The organism is Enterococcus sp. 12C11_DIV0727 (genome assembly GCF_002148425.2).
Lineage (GTDB): Bacteria > Bacillota > Bacilli > Lactobacillales > Enterococcaceae > Enterococcus_L > Enterococcus_L lemimoniae.
The window spans coordinates 3531381-3551359 of the sequence record NZ_CP147248.1; the positions used below are offsets into that span (position 1 = coordinate 3531381).

Genomic DNA, 19979 nt, shown 5'->3' on the forward strand with positions numbered 1-19979 from the left:
TGTTCAGATATTTATAGGAACTTAATCGAAAAAACTTAATATAAATCGGGACCAAAAAGGTCAGCGTAGATCCATATAAATACGTGACGTGTTGCTTAAGTTTTATTATTTTGACGTGTTTTCTTCTAATCTAAATAATACGATTTTTTTGATCAATGTTAGTGGTAATTCTTGATCCAAAGGAAATTGAATGGCACCTTTACTTGTATTAAAAGTGGTCAACTCATTTTTAAATGCTTCAATAGCGCTTGGAGTAGGATAAAAGCCAATATGGTTTTTAGCATTCGCAAAGTGGACTAAGTTACCGTTTAAATAGAATGTGGGCATGCCATAAGACATTTTTTCTGTAGCTTTTGGAACGAGTTCTTTAATGGTAGTATACAGCTGTTGTAATTTCTCTTGACGATCTGCTGGCATTTTTGCGACATAGTCTTCGATGATAGTCATCACGATCCCTACTTTCTGTTGAAATATTATGTTTAGTATACCATGATGTAGAGAATGATGGATTTCTTTTGATCAAAAACACAGAGAGTGAAAGAAGTAACCGTTTTATGGTACACTATCAGTGCATCTTAGAATAGAATGAAAGACTGAATAAAGTGGAGAAATCGATTATTGAAAAATTGAACTTAATGCGTTACACCAATAAAGCGATTGTCAATCGTCCAAATAACGAATACTTGCCTGAACTAAAAGAAGCACAAAGACAATTCCCGATAGAACCAGTCGATTTACTTTTTTTTTGTAGAAACGATGGCTGAGTTTAAAGTAGTCGTAATGAGCGTTATCCAACAACAATTACTGAATAAAAATGGGGTGCTTTTTGTGGCATATCCTAAAAAGGGGAACAAAGTATATCAAACTTTTGTCCACCGAGATGAAATATTTCCAACTCTTTAAGTCAATGAAGAGGACGGCTATAGATCAAATAGCACTTTAAAATTTAATCGAATGGTTCGCTTAGATGAAACATTTACAGTGACAGGAATGAAAAATATCGAGCGAAAAGCAACTGGATCATCAAAAGCTGTCAGTAGTGGTCGTGTAGAAGACTATCTACAATTTATCCCAGAAATAGAATCTTTTATTGCAAATCATGAAAAAGCAAAAGTCTTATTTGATCAGCTAACACCTGGATACAAAAAGGATTGGGCTAGATATGTATATAGTGCCAAGCAAGCAGCAACGCAAGAGAAAAGAAAGCAAGAAATGATTGAGATTTTAGGAAAAGGTTTTAAGTCTAAAGAACTGTATCGTCAATTTGTGGCTAAATAAAGGAGGGAATAATTTGGAGGAAATAGAAGAGTATGTAGAAAATATCGGCGAAAAGTGGCAAGAGTCCTATCAAAAATTAGCTAGAATCATTGCTGAAAATATACCAGCTGGCTTTGATTTACGATTACAATACGGAATGCCGACATATGTCGTGCCCTTAAGTGTGTTTCCAGCAGGTTATTTAGAGCGAAAAGACGAACCATTGCCGTTTATCAGTTTAGCTGCTCAGAAAAAGCATCTATCTTTGTATCATATGGGGATCATGGGAAATAAAGAATTATTAGCTTGGTTTCAGGAAGAGTACAAAAAAGTTGTTCCAACTAAGCTGAACATGGGAAAAAGTTGTATTCGTTTTAGTAATCCTAAAGTTATTCCTTATGAGTTGATTGGGGAATTAGTTAGTAAAATTTCGGTAGACGAATGGGTTGCTAGTTATACTCGTTTTACGGCGAAGAATAAGAAGTAGAGCGTGTTTTTATAGAAGCAAAAAGATTGTTTTTTCTGTTTGTTTCACGTACTCTTTTTAAGAATGAAATATTTTATGTTTATTTGTAGTTGGTGGACGTTTAAAAATACAAGGTGAAGCAAAGGGGAATGTTGCTACCATGTGTTATCTAGCTTCAAGAGCTAGCGTCTCGAGAAAAAGATAAAAACTGAATGAGGCAAAAAGCACCTCAGTCATTTTTTCCTATTTTCCTGTCGAAGCTGAGCGTGCTCTTTCAGCTTTTATTGTTATCTAGCTGCGCGGGCTAGCCTTTCGGGAAAAAGATAAAAATGGAGTGAGACAAAAAAGCGTCTCGATCAATTTTTCCTATTTTCCTGTCAAGACTAAACGAGCCCGCTTCGCTTTTATTGTTATCTAGCTGCACAAATCAATCCTTAGGAAAATAGATAAATTGTCAGTGAAATAAAGAGCATTTCAATGGCAATTTCCTAATTTTCTACAGGATTAAACAATTTGTTCCGCTTTTATTGTTATCTAGCTACGCGGGCTAGCTCTTCGGAAAAAAGATAAAATCTGATTGTGGCAAAGAGCGCCACCCTCATATTTTTCTGTCAGAGCTAAACGAGCTCGCTACGCTTTTGCTTTGAAACACAGTGAGTAAAATGAACTGATGTTGAACAGTACAAGAGTTTCAAAGAAACTGTTGATCATTGATTATTATGAGGAGGTTTATTATGTTATTAGGTTCACATGTTAGTATGAGTGGTAAAAAAATGTTACTAGGTTCAGCGGAAGAGGCTGCGAGTTATGGTGCAACGACTTTTATGATTTATACGGGTGCGCCGCAAAATACGCGCCGTAAGCCGATTGAAGAGATGAATATTGAAGCTGGTCAAGCATTTATGGCTGAGCATGATTTAAGTAATATTGTGGTTCATGCACCTTATATCATTAACTTAGGGAATACGATCAAATTAGAAAATTTTGGCTTTGCAACGTCATTTTTACGTCAAGAAATCGAGCGTGCTCATGCATTAGGAGCAACACAAATCACATTGCATCCAGGTGCGCATGTGGGTGCTGGTGTGGATGCTGGCTTGAAACAAATCATCAAAGGGTTAGATGAAGTGTTATGGAAAGAACAAGTACCGCAAATTGCCTTAGAAACAATGGCAGGTAAGGGCACTGAGCTCGGTCGGACCTTTGAAGAATTGGCAACGATCATTGAAGGGGTTAAGCTAAATGAAAAGCTATCAGTGACAATGGATACTTGTCATATCAACGACGCTGGTTATAACGTAAAAGATGATTTTGATGGTGTTTTAGAAGAATTTGATAAAATTATTGGTTTAGATCGTTTGAAGGTAGTCCATGTCAATGATTCTAAAAATTCGATGGGTTCACATAAGGACCGTCATGCCAATATTGGTTTTGGCACGATTGGCTTTGATGCATTAAACAAGGTTGTTCACCATGAAAAATTAAAAGATCTACCTAAAATTTTAGAAACACCGTATGTTGGTGCTGATAAAAAAACAAGTAAAGCGCCATACGGTGACGAAATCGCAATGCTGAAATCACAAACGTTTGATCCAAATCTATTGGAAAAAATTGAAGCTCAAAATTAAAAGCTGAACAGGCTCGTTTAGCCTTGACTGAAAAATAGGAAAATCAGAGGGTGACGTTTTTTGTCACAATTTTCCGAAGATCTTCAATCCTTTGAGCTTTAGCTATTAGGAATTGATGAGATCGAAGCAGAGCATAGTGTTAGCCTGTAAAGCTAGACAAAATAAGTAGAAATCGTCTTTCAGAAATTTCTTGTGAGGAATATGACAAAAGACCTTTTCTTTTTGGTCTGTTTCTAGTAAAATGGTTTCTTGAGAGTAATTTAATAAATTAGGGATAAATAATCCCAATAAAATTTAGAAATTGAAGTTCAATAGGAATAGTGACTGCAACTTTTATCCAGCAGAAGTTCTTATTCAACTTTTCTAGTGGAAAGGAGAGATTTATATGTCAACAGGTTTAGTAGTGTTAATCGCGATTATCGCTTTATTAGCAGGTGCAGCAGGCGGATTTTTCCTTGCGCGCAAATATATGCAAGATTATTTTAAAAAGAATCCTCCCGTTAATGAGGAAATGTTACGAATGATGATGATGTCTATGGGACAAAAACCTTCTGAGAAGAAGATACGTCAAATGATGCAGCAAATGAAGAACCAAGGAGACAAATAGGTTTTTACATTGCGATTCAGATTTCAAGAGCACAACGGGCTGATTTTTTCAGCTCGTTTTTTTTGCACTTATTTTTTAATAAATGAAAGGAGTTGTATTAAGATGGGAAAACAACAAATGAAAGATGTGAGCGCACAGTAGTCAATTTAGAAGAGGAGAATGATACATGTCTATATTTAAAAAATTAGGGTGGTTTTTCAAACAAGAGAAGAAAAGTTATGTTATTGGGGTCTTTTCATTAGTGATGGTTGCACTAGTGCAGTTAGTTCCGCCGAAGGTGATCGGAATTGTTGTGGATAAAATTGCCGACAAAAATTTAACGATCAAACCAATTTTATTTTGGATTGGAATTTTATTAGCTGCGGCTGTTGCACAATATGTTTTTCGCTACATCTGGCGAATTTATATTTGGGGAAGTGCAGCTAGATTAGAAAAAGATTTAAGACGGCAATTATTTCATCACTTTACAAAAATGGATAGTGTTTTTTATCAGAAATATCGAACCGGTGATTTGATGGCCCATGCAACAAATGATTTGAATGCGATTCAAAATGTTGCTGGAGCAGGGATTTTGACTTTTGCGGATTCATTGATCACAGGTGGTGCCACGATTATTGCCATGATTTTATTTGTGGATTGGCGTTTAACGTTGATTGCTTTGATTCCATTACCCTTGTTAGCGGTAACATCAAGAGTTTTAGGGTCAAAATTGCATGATGCTTTTAGAGATTCACAAGCAGCATTTTCAACGATTAACGACAAAACTCAAGAAAGTATCACTGGGATGAAAGTTATTAAAACATTTGGCCAGGAAAAAGAGGATATTCAAGATTTTACAGAGAAAATTGATGATGCTATTGTTAAAAATAAACGAGTTAACTTTTTAGATGCTTTATTTGATCCGTTTATTACGTTGATCATTGGGATTTCATATGTTCTAACAATTATTATGGGCGGACGATTTATTATGGAAGGCACGATTACGATTGGGCAGTTGATTTCTTTCATAAGTTATATAGGAATGCTCGTTTGGCCGATGTTTGCAATTGGTCGCCTGTTTAACGTGCTGGAGCGAGGAAATGCTAGCTATGATCGTGTCAATGAATTGTTGCATGAAAAGACTCATATCATTGAAAAAAAAGATGCCATCCAAACACCAGCGAAAGGTCAGCTCTCAATGGAAGTTGCGCAGTTCACTTATCCTAAAAATGACCATTCAACTTTAGAACAAATTAAATTTACGGTGGGTGTTGGTGAAACATTAGGAATCGTTGGTAAAACGGGTGCCGGAAAAACAACGATTTTAAAATTGTTGATGCGTGAGTTTGATCATTATCAAGGGCGTGTGACATTTGGCGGTCATGATATCAAAGATTATTCATTGGATGCTGTGATGCATTCGATTGGCTATGTTCCACAAGATCACTTTCTGTTTTCAATGACAGTTCGGGATAATATCCGTTTTGCAAATCCAGATTTTACCGAAGCAGAAGTGGAGCAAGCCGCAGAAATGGCGTTTATCAATAGCGAGATCAAAGCATTTCCAAAAGGGTACGATACATTGGTTGGAGAACGAGGAGTTTCGTTATCTGGTGGACAAAAGCAACGAATCTCGATTGCTAGGGCATTAATTGTTGATCCAGAATTATTGATTTTAGATGATGCTTTATCCGCAGTGGATGCAAAAACAGAAGAAGCTATTCTTTCTAATTTAAAAGAAGTTAGAAAGGGAAAAACAACGATTATTGCAGCTCATCGACTAAGTAGTGTGATGCATGCCAAAGAGATTATTGTTTTAGATGAAGGAAAAATTGTTGAACGCGGTACTCATCAAGAGCTATTAAGAATAGCTGGCTGGTACAAGCGGATGTGGGATAAACAGCAATTAGAAGCGAAAATTGAAGGGAGTGAAGCATAATGGAAGAAAAATATGAATCAGAATGGACAAAATCAGTTCCTATAAAAGAACAAATTTCAATTGTTAGACGGTTGCTAAAATTTGCGCGTCCATTTCGTGGTACCTTTTTAATTGCAATTTTATTTGCTTTGGTACTTGCTGTTATTAATATCCTTTTGCCAAGGATTATTCAATTGTTTATGGACGATTATTTAACACCAAAAACGGCGACGAACCAAGTAATTCTCTTTTTTGCTGGTTTATATCTATTTGGTGTGATCGTTAAAAGTATTGTCTGGTTTTTCCAATGGTTTCTATATTCAACTGCTTCGCTGAAAACCTATCAATATATTCGTGTGAAGCTATTTGAAAAACTACAAACTCTAGGTATGCGGTACTTTGATCAAACACCAGCAGGTTCTATCGTTTCCAGAGTTACGAATGACACAGAAACTTTATTTGAATTTTGGTATGTCTTTTTAATGGTGTTGACAGGAATTTTTGCGGTAGTTTCATCATTTATTGCGATGTTTCAAATTAATGGGAAAATTGCGTTGTACAACTTGATTTTCTTACCCATTCTTTTGATTGTGATCTGGTACTATCAAAAATTTAGTTCTAGAATTTATCGCAGTATGCGGGAAAAATTAAGTCAGTTAAACACTAAATTAAATGAATATATTTCTGGTATGCAGATAATTCAGCAATTTAGACAAGAACGTCGTTTAGAAAAAGAATTTGAAGAAACCAATAATGATTATCTGCGTACGCGTTTTTCAATGATCAGAACGAATTCATTGCTTTTAGGGCCAATCATTAACTTTCTATATACATTGGCGATTGGTTTGACATTAACCTTATTTGGTTATGATGCGTTGCACTCTCCTGTTGAAGTCGGTTTGATTTATGCGTTTGTAACGTATGTTCAAGCATTTTTTAACCCGATGACACAAATGATGGATTTCCTAAGTGTCTTTACCGATGGTATGGTTGCGGGCAGTAGGATTTTAAAAATCTTTGATAATGAAGAGTTGACGCCGCAACAAAATAATGGTGCGAATGCGGAAATTATTCGTGGAAAAATCGAATTTCGTAATGTCAGTTTCTCCTATGATGGTAAAAATAAAGTGTTGAAAAACATCAGTTTTATTGCAAATCCTGGTGAGACAGTTGCATTGATTGGTCATACAGGAAGCGGTAAAAGCTCAATTATCAATATTTTGATGCGTTTTTATGAGTTTTATGAGGGTGAAATCTTGATCGATGATCGTGATATTCGTGAGTATCCATTACCAGAGTTAAGAAAAAAATTAGGGCTAGTTCTGCAGGATGCTTTTATGTTTTATGGTGATATCGCTGGCAATATTCGAATGTTGAACCCAGAGATTACCGATGAGCAAATCAAAACAGCAGCTGAATTTGTTCAAGCGGATAAGTTTATTGAAACCCTCCCTAAAAAATACCATGCAAAAGTGATTGAAAGAGGTGCAAGTTACTCAAGCGGTCAACGTCAGCTGATTTCATTTGCTAGAACAATCGTAACAGATCCAAAAATTTTAGTACTAGACGAAGCAACAGCAAACATTGATACTGAGACAGAAGGGTTGATTCAAGAAGGGTTAGCGAATATGCGTCAAGGCAGAACAACGATCGCTATTGCCCATCGTTTATCCACCATTCGTGATGCTGATCTGATTTTGGTCTTAGACAAAGGACGGATTGTGGAACGTGGCAATCATGATAACTTATTAGCTCAGAATGGTTTATACTCAGATATGTATCAGTTACAAAATAGTGAAGGTTAAAAAGAAAGACTTAGAGGCAGCGCGTGAGCGAGTTCTAAGTCTTTTTTCTTATTAAAAGTAAAGAATAAAGAGAGGTCATCTAAAAAAAAACATGCTATAATGGACAACGAAAAGTAGATATGGAGCATCATTTTGCTTCTAAGTGAACAAGATTATTGGGCAGAAATGTAGACAAGCAACTAGTTAAGTTGTAAAGTAAATGTACTTGAAAAATTCGGAGGGTGAAAAATTTATGTATGATGTAATTATAATTGGAGCAGGACCAGCTGGTATGACTGCCGCTTTATATGCGTCTCGTTCTAATCTGTCAGTATTAATGATTGAACGTGGAGCACCAGGAGGTCAAATGAATAATACGGCTGAGGTTGAAAACTATCCAGGTTTTGACTCGATCATGGGACCTGAACTGGCTTATAAAATGTACGAAAACGTTGAAAAATTTGGTACTGAAAATGCATACGGCATTGTAATGGATATCAAAGATCAAGGTTCTTATAAAGAAGTGATTTGTGATGATAAAACCTATCAAGCTAAAACAGTGATCATTGCTACAGGCTGTGAACATCGTAAATTAGGTGTTAAAGGGGAAGAAGAATTTGCAGGTCGTGGTGTTTCTTATTGTGCGGTTTGTGATGGTGCGTTCTTCCGTAACAAACGCTTATTAGTTATCGGTGGTGGTGATTCTGCAGTTGAAGAAGCGATTTATTTAACGCAATTTGCTTCAGAAGTTGTGATCGTGCATCGTCGTGACGCCTTACGTGCGCAAAAGATCATTCAAGATCGCGCGTTTGCTAATGAAAAAATTTCTTTTGAATGGAATACCGTTTTAGAAGAAATCGTTGGAAATGATATGGTTGTAACGGGTGGACAATTAAGAAATGTATTGACTGATGAAGTAAAAGAAATCCAAGCTGATGGTGTCTTTATCTATGTTGGACTTGATCCATTGACAGAACCGTTCAAGAAATCTGGCTTAACGAATGCGGAAGGTTGGATCGAAACAGACCAAGATATGAAAACGAGTATGCCAGGTGTGTTTGCAATTGGTGATGTTCGTGAGAAAACATTGCGCCAAATCACAACTGCAGTTGGTGAAGGCGGAATTGCCGGACAACAAGTCTATAAATATATCGAAGATATGGCAGAAGTTGAAGAAGTTAAATAGATTAAAAAATGGATTAGCTATTTAAGGTTTCAGTCTAATGTTTACGGATCAAGATCTAGGTCAAAACTTGATAAGTTTTGACCTAGATCTATTTTTATATTATCAGATAGGAGTGAAGACGTTGAGTCTTAATTTAAATGCTATTGAAGCAATTGTGAATAATGAAAAAAATGCTGGTGGATTTGCAGAATTGATCCGAGAGTTTAAAAAAATTGGTGTGAAAAGATATGATTATTTAGTGGCTACAGGTATTTATCGTACTATGATGATGCATCGTATGTTGATATCCAAATGAATGGAAAACCTAAAAAAGTCACAGATAAAGGCTCTGCGACCGAAATTAAAAAGGCAGTTTTGCAAGCACAATCAGGTACGATTTCATTTGAACGATTCACAGAGTTAGCAGGTGCTGCTGGGGTAGCTTATTGGCGGACAGACTTATCTTCTATGCAAGTGGACTATTTCAATCAAAACGGAAAGCTTCTTTTAAGTGAACCTATTCCAGAAGGATAACTAAAAATATCTAACAGCATGCCATCTTTTTATTGAAATAAATGGAAACCTTAGTTAGTATTGAGATAGCAAATAATAGAAAGGAGTTTATTTAGCGTGGCAACGATTAGAGAAGTAGCAAAGGAAGCCGGCGTTTCACTAGGAACGGTCTCAAGATATTTAAATGGTCATCAACTAAAAGAAAGTAATATGACGAATATTCGCGAAGCAATTGAAAAATTAGGCTATGAAGAAAACATTATTGCCAAAGGGCTAAAAAATAATAAAAGTCTTTCGATTGGTGTTGTGATCAATACGTTAACAGATGTTTTTGCAACATCTATCGTTACCTACTTGGAATCTTACTTAGAAGAAAATAACTACAGCTTGATTCTATGTGATTACCAAAATGATCTAAACAAGTTAGAACAAAAATTAGAGTTTTTACGCTCAAGATCAGTAGATGGTATTGTTATTTTCCACCTTGAAAAGAAATTAGCAGTTTTAGATAAATTTGAAAAAGAAGGTATTCCGATTGTAGCCGTAGACTCGCCAATCAGTGATTTCGAAACGGACACAGTTTTAGTTGATAACTATAAAGCGTCGTATGATGTTGTCCAAAAACTTGCTGAATTAGGACATGAACGAATTGGTATTATTGCGGGAAGTCAAGATCGTTTCATTGGCAGAGAACGGTTGAATGGTTTTGTCGATGCTATGAAAGAATTAGATCTTTATACAGATGCAACAATTGAAATTGGCGATTATAAAAAAGAATCAGGTTATTTGAAAGCTAAAAAAATGCTAGATAAAGGATATATAACCGCGCTTTACACGACCAATTATTATATGACATTAGGTGCAGTTCAAGCAGTCTATGAACGTCAGTTAGCAATCCCGGAAGATATATCAATCGTAGGATTTGATCATTTTGAACTAAGCGATATCTTTCAGCCGAAACTAACGGTAGTAGAACAACCAGTTAAGCAAATCGGAGAAACAGTTGGAGCCTTATTGATACAAAAAATCAAAGATACTACAATCACTGAAAACACTGTGGTAGAGCTGGAAACAAGCTTACTTTGGCGTGATTCGGTAAAAAAAATAAAAAAAGGGCTTGAAAGTTAAGCGTTTGCATATTATAATTACATCATAAAATTGAAACGGTTCAAAAAATAGGGAGGCAATTTTATGAAAGTATTATTAGCATGTGGCGGCGGAATGAGTTCATCGATCTTAGCAGAGAATTTGGTTGCTGAAGCGAAGAAAAACGGGAATGAAGATTTTTATATGGAGGCAACGGGGACAGAAGAAGTTAGCTTGAAAATGCAGCAAGAAGATTGGGATGCTTTGCTTTTAGCGCCTCAGGTTAGCTTTAGAAAGGCCCATTTACAAAAAGAAGCAGATGCCAAAAACATTCCATTGATTCCAATTGAAGGTATTTTATATACGCCGATGGGGATTCCAGATCTGTATCGCTTGATCCAACAATCAGTAAAAAAATAAAAGGACTAGTATCTTTTATTTTTAAATTAAAATTGAAACGGTTCAAAAACGAGAGGAGAAAAAAATGAACACAAAAGCAAGTAAGTTCAATTTTGGTAAAGTCGTTGAGGTTATGGGGAATATTGCAAATAATCGCTACTTGACTGCGGTGAGAAATGGGATGAGCGTAATCATTCCTGTCACGATTATTGGTTCAGTCTTTATTATCATGCTGAATCTACCGATCGATGCTTGGAAAGAGTTTATTACGCCATATGCTGACAATTTAAAGATTCCCATGAACTTCACGATGGATTTTATGTCAGTTTATGTTTGCATTGGGATTGCTTCAAGTTTATGTGAAGACTACAAATTAGATAAAGTATCAACAAGCGTTTTAGCAGTGTTAGCTTTTTTGATTGCCGCAATCACACCAGGTACGATTGATCCAGAAGTTGCAGAAAAAGCAGGTTTGACGGTTAGTGGAACAGTGTTGCCGATGGGAAATTTTGGAGCAGGCGGATTATTTACAGCGATCATTATTTCAATTTTTACAGTAGAAGTCGTCCGTTTTTGCGTAAAACGCAATCTGGTAATCAAAATGCCTCATGGCGTTCCAACATCAGTGATCAATTCATTTGCAGCGTTGATTCCAGGTGCAGTTGTGATCGTAACGGCTTGGATCATCAAGGTTGGCTTGAATTTTGATATCAATAGTGCGTTACAGTGGGTCTTTTCTCCGATTCGTTATTTTGCAGGAGATAATCTATTATCAGTAATTGTTCCGATCTTATTGATTACAATCGTTTGGATCTTTGGAATTCACGGAATGATCATTGCAACACCGATCCTATATCCATTTTGGTACGAAAACTTAAATGCCAATATCAATGCGGCCGCAGCAGGAACAGCAATTCCGCATTTTATGACAGAACAATTTTTCCAATGGTTTATTTGGATCGGCGGAGCTGGTGCCACTTTATCATTGGCATTTTTGATGGCCTTTTTCGGAAAATCAGAATTTTGTAAAAAGATGGGTAAATTTACTTTAATTCCAGGTATTTTTAATATCAACGAGCCGCTGATTTTTGGTGTACCGATTGTGATGAATCCATTTTTTGCAATTCCATTTATTGCAGCGCCAGTAGTTATGGGGATCATCACCTACTTAGCAATGGGTGTTTTCCATTTAGTCAATTATCCGATTGCAATTGCACCCTGGACTTTGCCTGCTCCAATCGGTGCTATGATGGCGACAGGTCTTGATTGGCGAGCTGCCGTTTTAGCAATGGTCAATATCGTTATAGCAGGTCTCATTTATTTACCATTCTTTAAAGCATTTGACAAAAATATGGTCGAAAAAGAAATTGCAGCGAAAAGACAAGATGAAGCAGCTTTAGAAGAAGGGCAGCAAGCAACAATATAAGTTAAGTAGAGAAAGCAGGCGTAATTTATGTTAGGAATTTCGATTTATCCCTATAAAGAAAAAATGGCTGAAACAATTGCCTATATTGATTTAGCGGCAAAATATGGTTTTGGTCGAGTGTTTACTAATCTGTTGATGATTGACAAAGGAGAAGAAAAACAAGTTATCACTGTTTTAAAAACAGCGATCCAACATGCTAGAAAGCGTAATATGGAAGTGATTTTGGACTTGAATCCAGCAGTATTTGATCAATTGAACATTAGCTATCACGATTTATCTTTCTTTAAAGAAATGGGGGCAACAGGCATTCGTTTGGATTCAAGTTTTGATGGATTAGTAGAATCTTTGATTACTTTTGATCTGACTGATTTGGATTTGGAAGTAAATATCAGTAATGATACGTACTATTTAGAGAATGTTCTTTCATATCAGCCAAATAAAAAAAGAATCATTGGCTGTCATAACTTTTATCCACAACGTTTTACTGGGTTGGATTATGATTACTTTATCAAATGCTCTGAAAAATATAAAAAATTAGGCTTACGAACGGCTGCATTTGTGAACTCTCATGAAGCTAGCCATGGTCCTCATCCTTATACTGATGGATTATGTACGCTTGAATTCCATCGTGACTTGCCGATCACTCTACAAGCTAAACATTTTATTGCAACAGGTCTGATCGATGACATTATTATCGCCAATGCTTTTGCCTCAGAGGATGAAATAAAAGCACTCAGTCAATTATTGACGAATCAACTTCAGTTTGATGTTGTTTTTTCAGAAGGAACCACAGCGCTTGAAAAAGAGATCGTGCTTGAGCACCAGCATTTTAATCGTGGAGATATCAATAGTTATAGTATTCGATCAACTTTTGTCAAACTGAACTATCAAACGAGTGATCTTCCAGCTAATAATACTGTTGAAACAGTTACTTTAGGTGATGTCACGGTGGGAAATAATAGGTTTGGTCAATATAAAGGAGAGTTAAATATCGTCAAACAAGAAATGCCTAACGGCAAAGGCGAAAAAAATCTGGTTGCTAAAATCAAATCAGATGAACTGTTTTTGATTCCTTATGTTAAGCCGTGGACGAAATTCCAGTTTCGGGAGGCAAATCACGATGAGTAAACTAGCATCACGGCAGATTCATTTGGATTTTCATACGCCAGAACTTCCTTTTGAATTAGGCAAAAACTTTGATAAAAAAAAGTTCCAGCAAACGTTACTTAAAGCAGAAGTTGATTCAGTAACATTGACCGGACGATGTCATCATGGGCATATTTATTATCAAACAGATTTACCAGCCAAGCATCCTCAGATGAAAAAAGATTTCCTGATGGAGCAAGTAGATGCTTGTCACGAAATTGGGCTCAAAGCGCCAATCTATTTAAGTGTTGGCTGGGATGCATACGCAGCTGACCACCATCCAGAATGGTTAGAACGTAAAGTTGACGGTAGTATGTATGGGTTTGAAGACTATGGACAACTGGCTCCCGGCTGGAAAACACTCTGTTTTAATACTCCTTATTTAGGTTATTTAAAAAGACAAATTAAGGATACAATGGATCATTTCAAAGGTAAACTGGACGGATTATTCTTCGATATTGTCTGGCAAGATCCTTGTTGTTGTAATGATTGTATCAAGAAAATGCTAGAGAGTGGTTATAATCCAGAAAACGAGGGTGATCGCGATACTTTTGCAAAAAAAACTGAGCAGTTTTTAAAAGCTGAGATCTATCAAACAATCAGAGCAATAGACGATAATTGTCCGATTTTTTTTAATGAAGGGAATATCATTCCCAGTATTCGTCCTAATCTTGCGGAGTACAGTCATTTAGAAATAGAATCACTACCAAGTGGTGCTTGGGGTTATCAACATTTTCCAACGGTCGTGCGTTATGCTAAGAATTTAGGGAAAGAGTACCTTGGTATGACTGGAAAATTTCATAAGGTGTGGGCTGATTTTGGAAGTTACAAAAATCAAGTTGCTCTGGAATATGAATCCTTTTTAGCACTTGCACATGGGGCCAAATGTTCAATTGGGGATCAAATGTATCCAGATGGAACATTGCAGCAGGCAACATATGAATTGATCGGCAATGTGTACAGTCAAGTAAAACAGTTAGAAATCTACAACGAGGATTCAAAAGCAATAACAGAAATTGCTATTTTACATCCTGGAATCGTTGAAACGTGTGAAGAAAAAGTTGATTTGTCATTAGCTGGAGCAGTGAATATGCTAAATGAAGCCCATTATCAATTTGATATTGTCGATCACAAAATGAACTGGTCTAACTATCAAGTGTTGATACTTCCAGACAAATTGGTATTGACACGTGAATTAACGAACCTGATCCATGATTACTTAGATCAAGGAGGGAAAATTTTAGCTACCCACTACAGCGGTCTAGTTGAGGGTCAACAATTTAGTGAAAGTTGGGGTGTTCACTATCAAGGAGAATATCAATCAGAGCCAATGTATGGTTATTTTGATGCAAACTTCTTTTCTAAACTGCCTCAAGGTGAATTAGTTTTACATGGCAAAGGACTTGTAGTTACCCCTATCACGAGCGTCGTAAAAGGAGTTGTGGCTGCACCACTTGTGGAACGAAGTTACCAACATTATTATTCTCATTTTCAAGCACCTGTTGGTCAAAAAACAAGTAATCCAGCAGTTACGGTAGCTGCGCAAGTAATCTATTACCCGTTTCCACTTTTTGACATGTATAAAAAACAAGGGGTAAAAGCATACAAAGAGTTGATTTTAGCTGGAATTGATTTTCTTTTAGAGGGAAGAAAACTAGTCAATAGTGACTTACCAACTTCAGCAGATGTAATATTGAACCATCAAGCGATTGAAAAAAGGATTATTTTAAATTTGCTACATTATATTCCAGAACGACGTGCATTAGATTTAGATACAATTGAAGACAAAATTCCATTATATAACCAAACTGTTCAATTGGATGTATCATTGATTGCGTTGAAGTTAGCTTTAAAAGAGTGTATGGTTGAAAGTCTTGTTCAAGTAACAGCTCAAAAGGAGTTGCCATTTGACATGATTGAAGGAAAACTAGTTTTTGATGTATCGAAGATTGATGGATATGAAATAATTGCCTTAACTTACAAATAGAAAGATGTGACAAATATGGATGGATTAGAATTAACAGCTTTTAATATTATCAGTACAGTAGGAACCGCTAAATCAAAAGTGATGGAGAGCATGGACTATGCAAGAAAAGGAAAATTTAAAGAGGCAGAACAGCTGATCAATGAAGCTAATGAATCATTACGAGCTGGAGAAAAGGAGCATTTTACTGTAATCACACAAGAAGCAAAAGAAAAAAATGTTGAACTTACACTGCTTTTTATGCACGCAGAAGATCAGTTGATGACAACTGTTGTGCTTAGAGATGTTGCAAACGAACTTCTAGAAATGAATAAAAATTTTTATGAATTAAAAAATCTAGTGGAAGAGTTAGCAGGAAAATGATGACACTATTAGGTGTAATAGCAGGTGTCTGTACCAGTATTTCATTTATTCCGCAAGCTATCCAGACAATCAAGACGAAACAAACGGAAGGGATTTCCCTAATTACGTACATTATGTTTGTCATAGGTGTGTTTTCATGGGTGATTTATGGGGCTTTAAATGGAGATATTGCCGTTTTACTGACGAATATTGTGACACTTATGCCCTGTTCTATTATTTTGTATTTGAAATTACAAGCAGTGAATGGTGTAAATAAAAAAGAGACTGAACGCAGTTAAATCTGTGTTTTAGTCTTTCTTATTTCTTTAGCATCTACTAACATGGCTTATGTTTAATGGTAGAATGAAAGAGTAGATTAGAAACTGATGAGTAAAATGAATTGGAAGTTTGGCTAAGGCTGAAAAGGAGAGTGACATAATAATGGCATACGAAGAAGATTGGTATATGAGACAATTAAAAATGGTCGTGTTTAATCCTTTTAAGAAAAGTTCAGCAGATCAAGTTATGCCAATGATTATGGTGATGGATGAAGGAACAGGAGAAAATTATTCTGTTCCAATTCAAAGTTATCTATCAGAGCTGATTTTGAAACAAGAAGTGAATCAAGCTGAAAATATCTTGTTTTTAGAATCTAAAAACATGACAAATGAGCAATTTGTGGGTCTTGGTAACTGGTTTTATGACCTCGTGGAGGAGTTATCAGATGAAGAGTTAACAATGGCTAATTTTTCAAGAACAGAAATCGCTCAAGGGAGAGCAGAATTAGCCTGAGCAATAAAAAAAGGTATTTTTGAATTATTTCGTTTTCTTTTGACAATTAGAAAAATATGAACTATGATGAATAAGGATTAAGAACTGAATAATTGTTAGGTGAGGCTCCTATTTGGACACATGCTACTGCCGCGAAAGAATCGAGAGACTCTTAGTTGGTTGAACAGGAATGATCGTGAAGGTCATTCATAACGTAGCTGATAAGAAATTATCTACGCCCTATAGTGCTAAAGCTCAACGATAGAGAAACTTTTATTTAAGTTGCTATTTTAACGCACACTCTATTGTTTAGTGTGCGTTTTGCTGTTTAACACAGATTGCGGAGCAATCTGATGTTAAACAGTACAAGGCGACTGAAAGGAGAGTTGTGACCTTTGTATGAATCACAGCGACTGGCTCCGCCAGAGCTGATGATGGACAGTACTTGGCGACCAAAGGGAGCGAAGTTCCGCAAAAAGAAACAAGCGGTCAGAAGAAAAACAAAAGCCCCATCTAAAAAAATCCATCGTTCCAAAATAAACAAAAAGAGAGGAAGAGCCGTATGGAAGACCCCAGTCATTCGAGAAATAAAATAAATGTCCCCTTCATCTTAGAAACGATGGAATTGAAATAACCTTTCTTTTCTCCTTCTAGATAAGATGAAGTGCAAGGAGGAAAAGAAAATGATGAATAAAAAAATAGTAGATTTAAAAAAAGCTACAAAAGATCAAGAGTTAAAAAAACTAGCAATGTTGTCTGAACGAGAATTAATGATGGAGCTTCGGACTTCAGAAAAAGGTTTATCCGAAGAAGATGCTAAACATCGATTAGAAGAATATGGTCCCAATGAAGTTTCTGCACAAAAACCAACACCAGCAATTATTATGTTTTTAGAAGCATTTAAAGATCCATTTGTTTATGTATTAGCTTTATTGATGGTTGTTTCAGCAGTTACAAAAGATTTTGAAGCAGCCCTTGTGATGGGGATCATGATTTTAGCTAGCGTTATTATTGCTTTTATTCAAGAATATCGCTCTCAAAAAGCAAGTTTGAGTTTAAAAGAACTTATTGAAAATACAACTGCTGTGACACGTGCTGGTCAAATAAAAGAAATTCCGATGGATGAAGTTGTACCAGGAGACATTGTGACTTTGGCGACAGGCGATATGATCCCAGCCGATGCGGTGTTGATTTGGACAAAAGATTTATTTATCAATCAATCGTCATTAACTGGTGAATCAATGCCAGTTGAAAAATTTGTAGATGCAGGGATCGATAAAAATTCCGAATCTGTTGCAGCCTTAGATATGCAAGATTTAGTCTTTATGGGAACGGATGTATTAAGCGGACAAGGAAAAGCGATTATTTTGAAAACAGGACAAAATACTTTCTTTGGCGACATTGCTAAAAATGCAACGACCCAACGTGGAAAAACGTCTTTTGACATCGGCTTGACCAAAGTCAGTAAGTTTTTGCTAAGAATGGTCATGATTCTGTTTCCGATCGTATTTTTGATCAATGGGATCACCAAAGGCGAATGGAGCGAAGCATTTTTCTTTGCAATTGCTGTTGCTGTTGGGTTAACGCCTGAAATGTTGCCAATGATCGTAACCAGTAATTTAGCTAAAGGCGCATTAAGTTTATCTAAGCACAAAGTAATCGTAAAAGAATTACCATCTATTCAAAATTTAGGCAGTATGGATATTCTTTGTACAGACAAAACAGGAACGATCACAGAGGATAGAGTTGTTTTGGTTCAACATCTAGACCCATTAGGTGAAGTCAATGATCAAGTTTTAGATATGGCCTTTTTAAATTCTCATTATCAAACAGGCTGGAAAAACTTAATGGATATCGCTGTAATCAATTTTTATGAAGAAAACGATAATCATAGTCCATATCACTCAGTGACTAAATTAGATGAAATTCCTTTTGATTTTTCTCGTCGTCGTTTAACGGTAGTCGTTAATGCAGATGGTCATCAATTGATGATCACTAAAGGTGCTGTCGAAGAGATGGAAGCTGTTTGTACACATGCTGAAATCAATGGTGAAATCGTCCCCTTAACACCAGAGCTACAAAAAAGAATGCGTGAAGTAAATATCCGAATGAATGAGCAAGGGATGCGTGCTTTAGCTGTTGCTGTAAAAAAAGATGTTCATAGTGAGGCCATTTACAGTGTAGAAGATGAACACGGAATGACGTTGATCGGTTTTATGGGCTTTTTAGACCCGGCAAAAAAATCAGCGATCACCGCAATCAAATCATTGCATGAACATGGCGTTAATGTAAAAGTGTTAACTGGTGATAATGATATTGTTGCCAAGAAAGTCTGCAGTGATGTTGGGATCGAAGTATCACATGTAGTGCTTGGAACAGATATCGATGATATGTCAGATGAACAAATGAAAAAAGAAGTTGAAAAAACGAACTTATTTGCCAAATTAAACCCAATGCAAAAAGCTAGAATCATCGAAACACTTCAAGGGAATGGCCATACAGTTGGCTTTATGGGAGATGGTATCAATGATGCACCAGCACTTCGTAAAGCAGATGTAGGAATTTCGGTTGATACAGCAGCCGATATAACGAAAGACGCTAGCTCAATCATTTTATTGGAAAAGAGTTTGAATGTTTTAGAAGATGGTGTGATCGAAGGTCGAAAAGTCTTTAGCAATATGATGAAATACATTAAAATCACGATCAGTTCTAACTTTGGAAATGTGTTCTCGATTTTGATTGCAAGTGCCTTTTTACCATTCCTACCAATGCTTTCGATTCAATTGTTGATTCAAAATTTGATTTATGATATTGCGCAATTGGCGATTCCTTGGGATAATGTTGATGAGGAAGATTTACTGAAACCTGTGCGTTGGGAAACAAACGGATTGATGAAATTTACTTTGTGCATTGGTCCAGTCAGTAGCATATTTGATATCATGACCTATCTGGTGATGTGGTTTGTTTTCAGCGCAAATACAGTAGGCAGTCAACATTTATTCCAAACTGGTTGGTTTGTAGTCGGTTTAGTTAGCCAAACATTGGTTGTTCAAATGGTCCGGACAAGAAAACTTCCATTTATCCAAAGTATCGCATCACCTGCTGTGATTCTTTCTAGTTTAGGCGCAGTTGGCTTAGGGTTATTGATTGTCTTGACACCAATTAGAGAGGTTTTCGACTTTGTGAAACTTCCAGCTAATTATTGGGGTTGGTTCATTTTGATCATTGTACTATATTTGATCACAGTAGAATTTGCTAAACGACTATATATTCATATCACTAAAGAGTGGATTTAATTTAGAAAAATACTGATTTTATTTTTATAAGTCAGCTGATTTAGGAAATGGAAGACTTCGATTCACTTTTTTAAGAAAAGATTATGAAGTGTAAATAACGAAAAATAGTATTAGGATCAAAGTTGTTATTCGTGAATATTGAAGAAAAATACCTTTTAATTTATTAATATTCGTTTTTTATGGGGCAAAGACAAAATTACTAGAATTTTGTC

19 protein-coding genes, 1 pseudogene and 1 riboswitch are annotated in these 19979 nt (G+C 36.1%); of the genes and pseudogenes, 19 read left to right on the forward strand and 1 reads right to left on the reverse strand.

Annotated features, from left to right (window positions below):
• Positions 1-105 precede the first annotated feature (105 nt).
• On the reverse strand, positions 106-447 hold the full coding sequence (locus A5866_RS16855; RefSeq protein ID WP_086444754.1) for an iron chaperone: 342 nt from the start codon (positions 445-447) through the stop codon (positions 106-108).
• A gap of 155 nt (positions 448-602) precedes the next feature.
• On the opposite strand from A5866_RS16855, the gene A5866_RS16860 reads away from it, so the two are divergent.
• The 19 genes and pseudogenes from A5866_RS16860 to mgtA all read left to right on the forward strand — a co-directional run bounded on the left by A5866_RS16860 (position 603) and on the right by mgtA (position 19767).
• Positions 603-764 (forward strand): hypothetical protein, encoded by a 162-nt coding sequence (locus A5866_RS16860; RefSeq protein WP_254907573.1) that lies wholly within the window; start codon positions 603-605, stop codon positions 762-764.
• Between the two features lie 190 nt (positions 765-954).
• The gene (locus A5866_RS16865; protein ID WP_254907572.1) at positions 955-1278 is read left to right on the forward strand and encodes a YdeI/OmpD-associated family protein; all 324 of its coding nucleotides are present in this window, start codon (positions 955-957) and stop codon (positions 1276-1278) included.
• Positions 1279-1291: 13 nt separating this feature from the next.
• On the forward strand, positions 1292-1744 hold the full coding sequence (locus tag A5866_RS16870; RefSeq protein WP_086444753.1) for a DUF1801 domain-containing protein: 453 nt from the start codon (positions 1292-1294) through the stop codon (positions 1742-1744).
• A 713-nt stretch (positions 1745-2457) separates the two neighbouring features.
• On the forward strand, positions 2458-3351 hold the full coding sequence (locus A5866_RS16875; protein WP_086444752.1) for a deoxyribonuclease IV: 894 nt from the start codon (positions 2458-2460) through the stop codon (positions 3349-3351).
• Between the two features lie 385 nt (positions 3352-3736).
• Complete coding sequence (locus A5866_RS16880) at positions 3737-3958, forward strand: YneF family protein (protein WP_010760812.1); 222 nt, start codon at positions 3737-3739, stop codon at positions 3956-3958.
• Positions 3959-4124: 166 nt separating this feature from the next.
• Entirely contained in the window at positions 4125-5876 is a 1752-nt protein-coding gene (locus A5866_RS16885) for an ABC transporter ATP-binding protein (protein WP_086281149.1), read from the forward strand.
• Positions 5876-7660 carry an ABC transporter ATP-binding protein gene (locus A5866_RS16890; protein ID WP_086444751.1) on the forward strand — a complete coding sequence of 595 codons (1785 nt, stop codon included), beginning with the start codon at positions 5876-5878 and terminating at the stop codon, positions 7658-7660. Before A5866_RS16885 ends, A5866_RS16890 begins: the two co-directional genes overlap by 1 nt.
• Positions 7661-7892: 232 nt before the next feature.
• Complete coding sequence (gene trxB / locus A5866_RS16895; protein ID WP_086444750.1) at positions 7893-8825, forward strand: thioredoxin-disulfide reductase; 933 nt, start codon at positions 7893-7895, stop codon at positions 8823-8825.
• Between the two features lie 37 nt (positions 8826-8862).
• Positions 8863-9338 (forward strand): annotated as a pseudogene (locus tag A5866_RS16900) (DUF1398 family protein).
• Positions 9339-9434: 96 nt separating this feature from the next.
• A complete protein-coding gene (locus tag A5866_RS16905) occupies positions 9435-10445 on the forward strand; it encodes a LacI family DNA-binding transcriptional regulator (RefSeq protein WP_086444749.1) in 1011 nt (336 codons plus the stop codon).
• A gap of 63 nt (positions 10446-10508) precedes the next feature.
• Complete coding sequence (locus A5866_RS16910; RefSeq protein ID WP_086281164.1) at positions 10509-10823, forward strand: PTS sugar transporter subunit IIB; 315 nt, start codon at positions 10509-10511, stop codon at positions 10821-10823.
• A gap of 64 nt (positions 10824-10887) precedes the next feature.
• The gene (locus tag A5866_RS16915; RefSeq protein WP_086444748.1) at positions 10888-12228 is read left to right on the forward strand and encodes a PTS sugar transporter subunit IIC; all 1341 of its coding nucleotides are present in this window, start codon (positions 10888-10890) and stop codon (positions 12226-12228) included.
• A 27-nt stretch (positions 12229-12255) separates the two neighbouring features.
• A complete protein-coding gene (locus A5866_RS16920; RefSeq protein ID WP_086281169.1) occupies positions 12256-13356 on the forward strand; it encodes a DUF871 domain-containing protein in 1101 nt (366 codons plus the stop codon).
• Complete coding sequence (locus A5866_RS16925; RefSeq protein WP_086281172.1) at positions 13349-15361, forward strand: alpha-amylase family protein; 2013 nt, start codon at positions 13349-13351, stop codon at positions 15359-15361. The genes A5866_RS16920 and A5866_RS16925 overlap by 8 nt, the downstream gene beginning before the upstream one ends.
• Positions 15362-15376: 15 nt before the next feature.
• Positions 15377-15721 carry a PTS lactose/cellobiose transporter subunit IIA gene (locus tag A5866_RS16930; protein WP_086281175.1) on the forward strand — a complete coding sequence of 115 codons (345 nt, stop codon included), beginning with the start codon at positions 15377-15379 and terminating at the stop codon, positions 15719-15721.
• On the forward strand, positions 15721-15999 hold the full coding sequence (locus A5866_RS16935) for a SemiSWEET transporter (RefSeq protein WP_339099704.1): 279 nt from the start codon (positions 15721-15723) through the stop codon (positions 15997-15999). The genes A5866_RS16930 and A5866_RS16935 overlap by 1 nt, the downstream gene beginning before the upstream one ends.
• Before the next feature lie 142 nt (positions 16000-16141).
• Entirely contained in the window at positions 16142-16492 is a 351-nt protein-coding gene (locus A5866_RS16940; protein ID WP_254907175.1) for a DUF6483 family protein, read from the forward strand.
• A gap of 84 nt (positions 16493-16576) precedes the next feature.
• Positions 16577-16745: riboswitch (M-box (ykoK) riboswitch) on the forward strand.
• Positions 16746-16866: 121 nt separating this feature from the next.
• Positions 16867-17067, forward strand: a complete 201-nt coding sequence (locus A5866_RS16945) for a hypothetical protein (RefSeq protein ID WP_086444747.1) — start codon at positions 16867-16869, stop codon at positions 17065-17067.
• Positions 17068-17130: 63 nt separating this feature from the next.
• Positions 17131-19767 (forward strand): magnesium-translocating P-type ATPase, encoded by a 2637-nt coding sequence (mgtA, locus tag A5866_RS16950; protein WP_254907569.1) that lies wholly within the window; start codon positions 17131-17133, stop codon positions 19765-19767.
• The last annotated feature ends 212 nt before the right edge of the window (positions 19768-19979 follow it).

Coding starts and splice junctions, on each gene's coding strand:
- A5866_RS16910 (WP_086281164.1), top strand. CDS start 10,509: ATGAAAGTATTATTAGCATGTGGCGGCGGAATGAGTTCATCGATCTTA.
- A5866_RS16855 (WP_086444754.1), bottom strand. CDS start 447: ATGACTATCATCGAAGACTATGTCGCAAAAATGCCAGCAGATCGTCAA.
- A5866_RS16940 (WP_254907175.1), top strand. CDS start 16,142: ATGGCATACGAAGAAGATTGGTATATGAGACAATTAAAAATGGTCGTG.
- A5866_RS16865 (WP_254907572.1), top strand. CDS start 955: ATGGTTCGCTTAGATGAAACATTTACAGTGACAGGAATGAAAAATATC.
- mgtA (WP_254907569.1), top strand. CDS start 17,131: ATGAAGTGCAAGGAGGAAAAGAAAATGATGAATAAAAAAATAGTAGAT.
- A5866_RS16880 (WP_010760812.1), top strand. CDS start 3,737: ATGTCAACAGGTTTAGTAGTGTTAATCGCGATTATCGCTTTATTAGCA.
- A5866_RS16885 (WP_086281149.1), top strand. CDS start 4,125: ATGTCTATATTTAAAAAATTAGGGTGGTTTTTCAAACAAGAGAAGAAA.
- A5866_RS16915 (WP_086444748.1), top strand. CDS start 10,888: ATGAACACAAAAGCAAGTAAGTTCAATTTTGGTAAAGTCGTTGAGGTT.
- A5866_RS16930 (WP_086281175.1), top strand. CDS start 15,377: ATGGATGGATTAGAATTAACAGCTTTTAATATTATCAGTACAGTAGGA.
- A5866_RS16920 (WP_086281169.1), top strand. CDS start 12,256: ATGTTAGGAATTTCGATTTATCCCTATAAAGAAAAAATGGCTGAAACA.
- A5866_RS16890 (WP_086444751.1), top strand. CDS start 5,876: ATGGAAGAAAAATATGAATCAGAATGGACAAAATCAGTTCCTATAAAA.
- A5866_RS16925 (WP_086281172.1), top strand. CDS start 13,349: ATGAGTAAACTAGCATCACGGCAGATTCATTTGGATTTTCATACGCCA.
- A5866_RS16875 (WP_086444752.1), top strand. CDS start 2,458: ATGTTATTAGGTTCACATGTTAGTATGAGTGGTAAAAAAATGTTACTA.
- trxB (WP_086444750.1), top strand. CDS start 7,893: ATGTATGATGTAATTATAATTGGAGCAGGACCAGCTGGTATGACTGCC.
- A5866_RS16935 (WP_339099704.1), top strand. CDS start 15,721: ATGACACTATTAGGTGTAATAGCAGGTGTCTGTACCAGTATTTCATTT.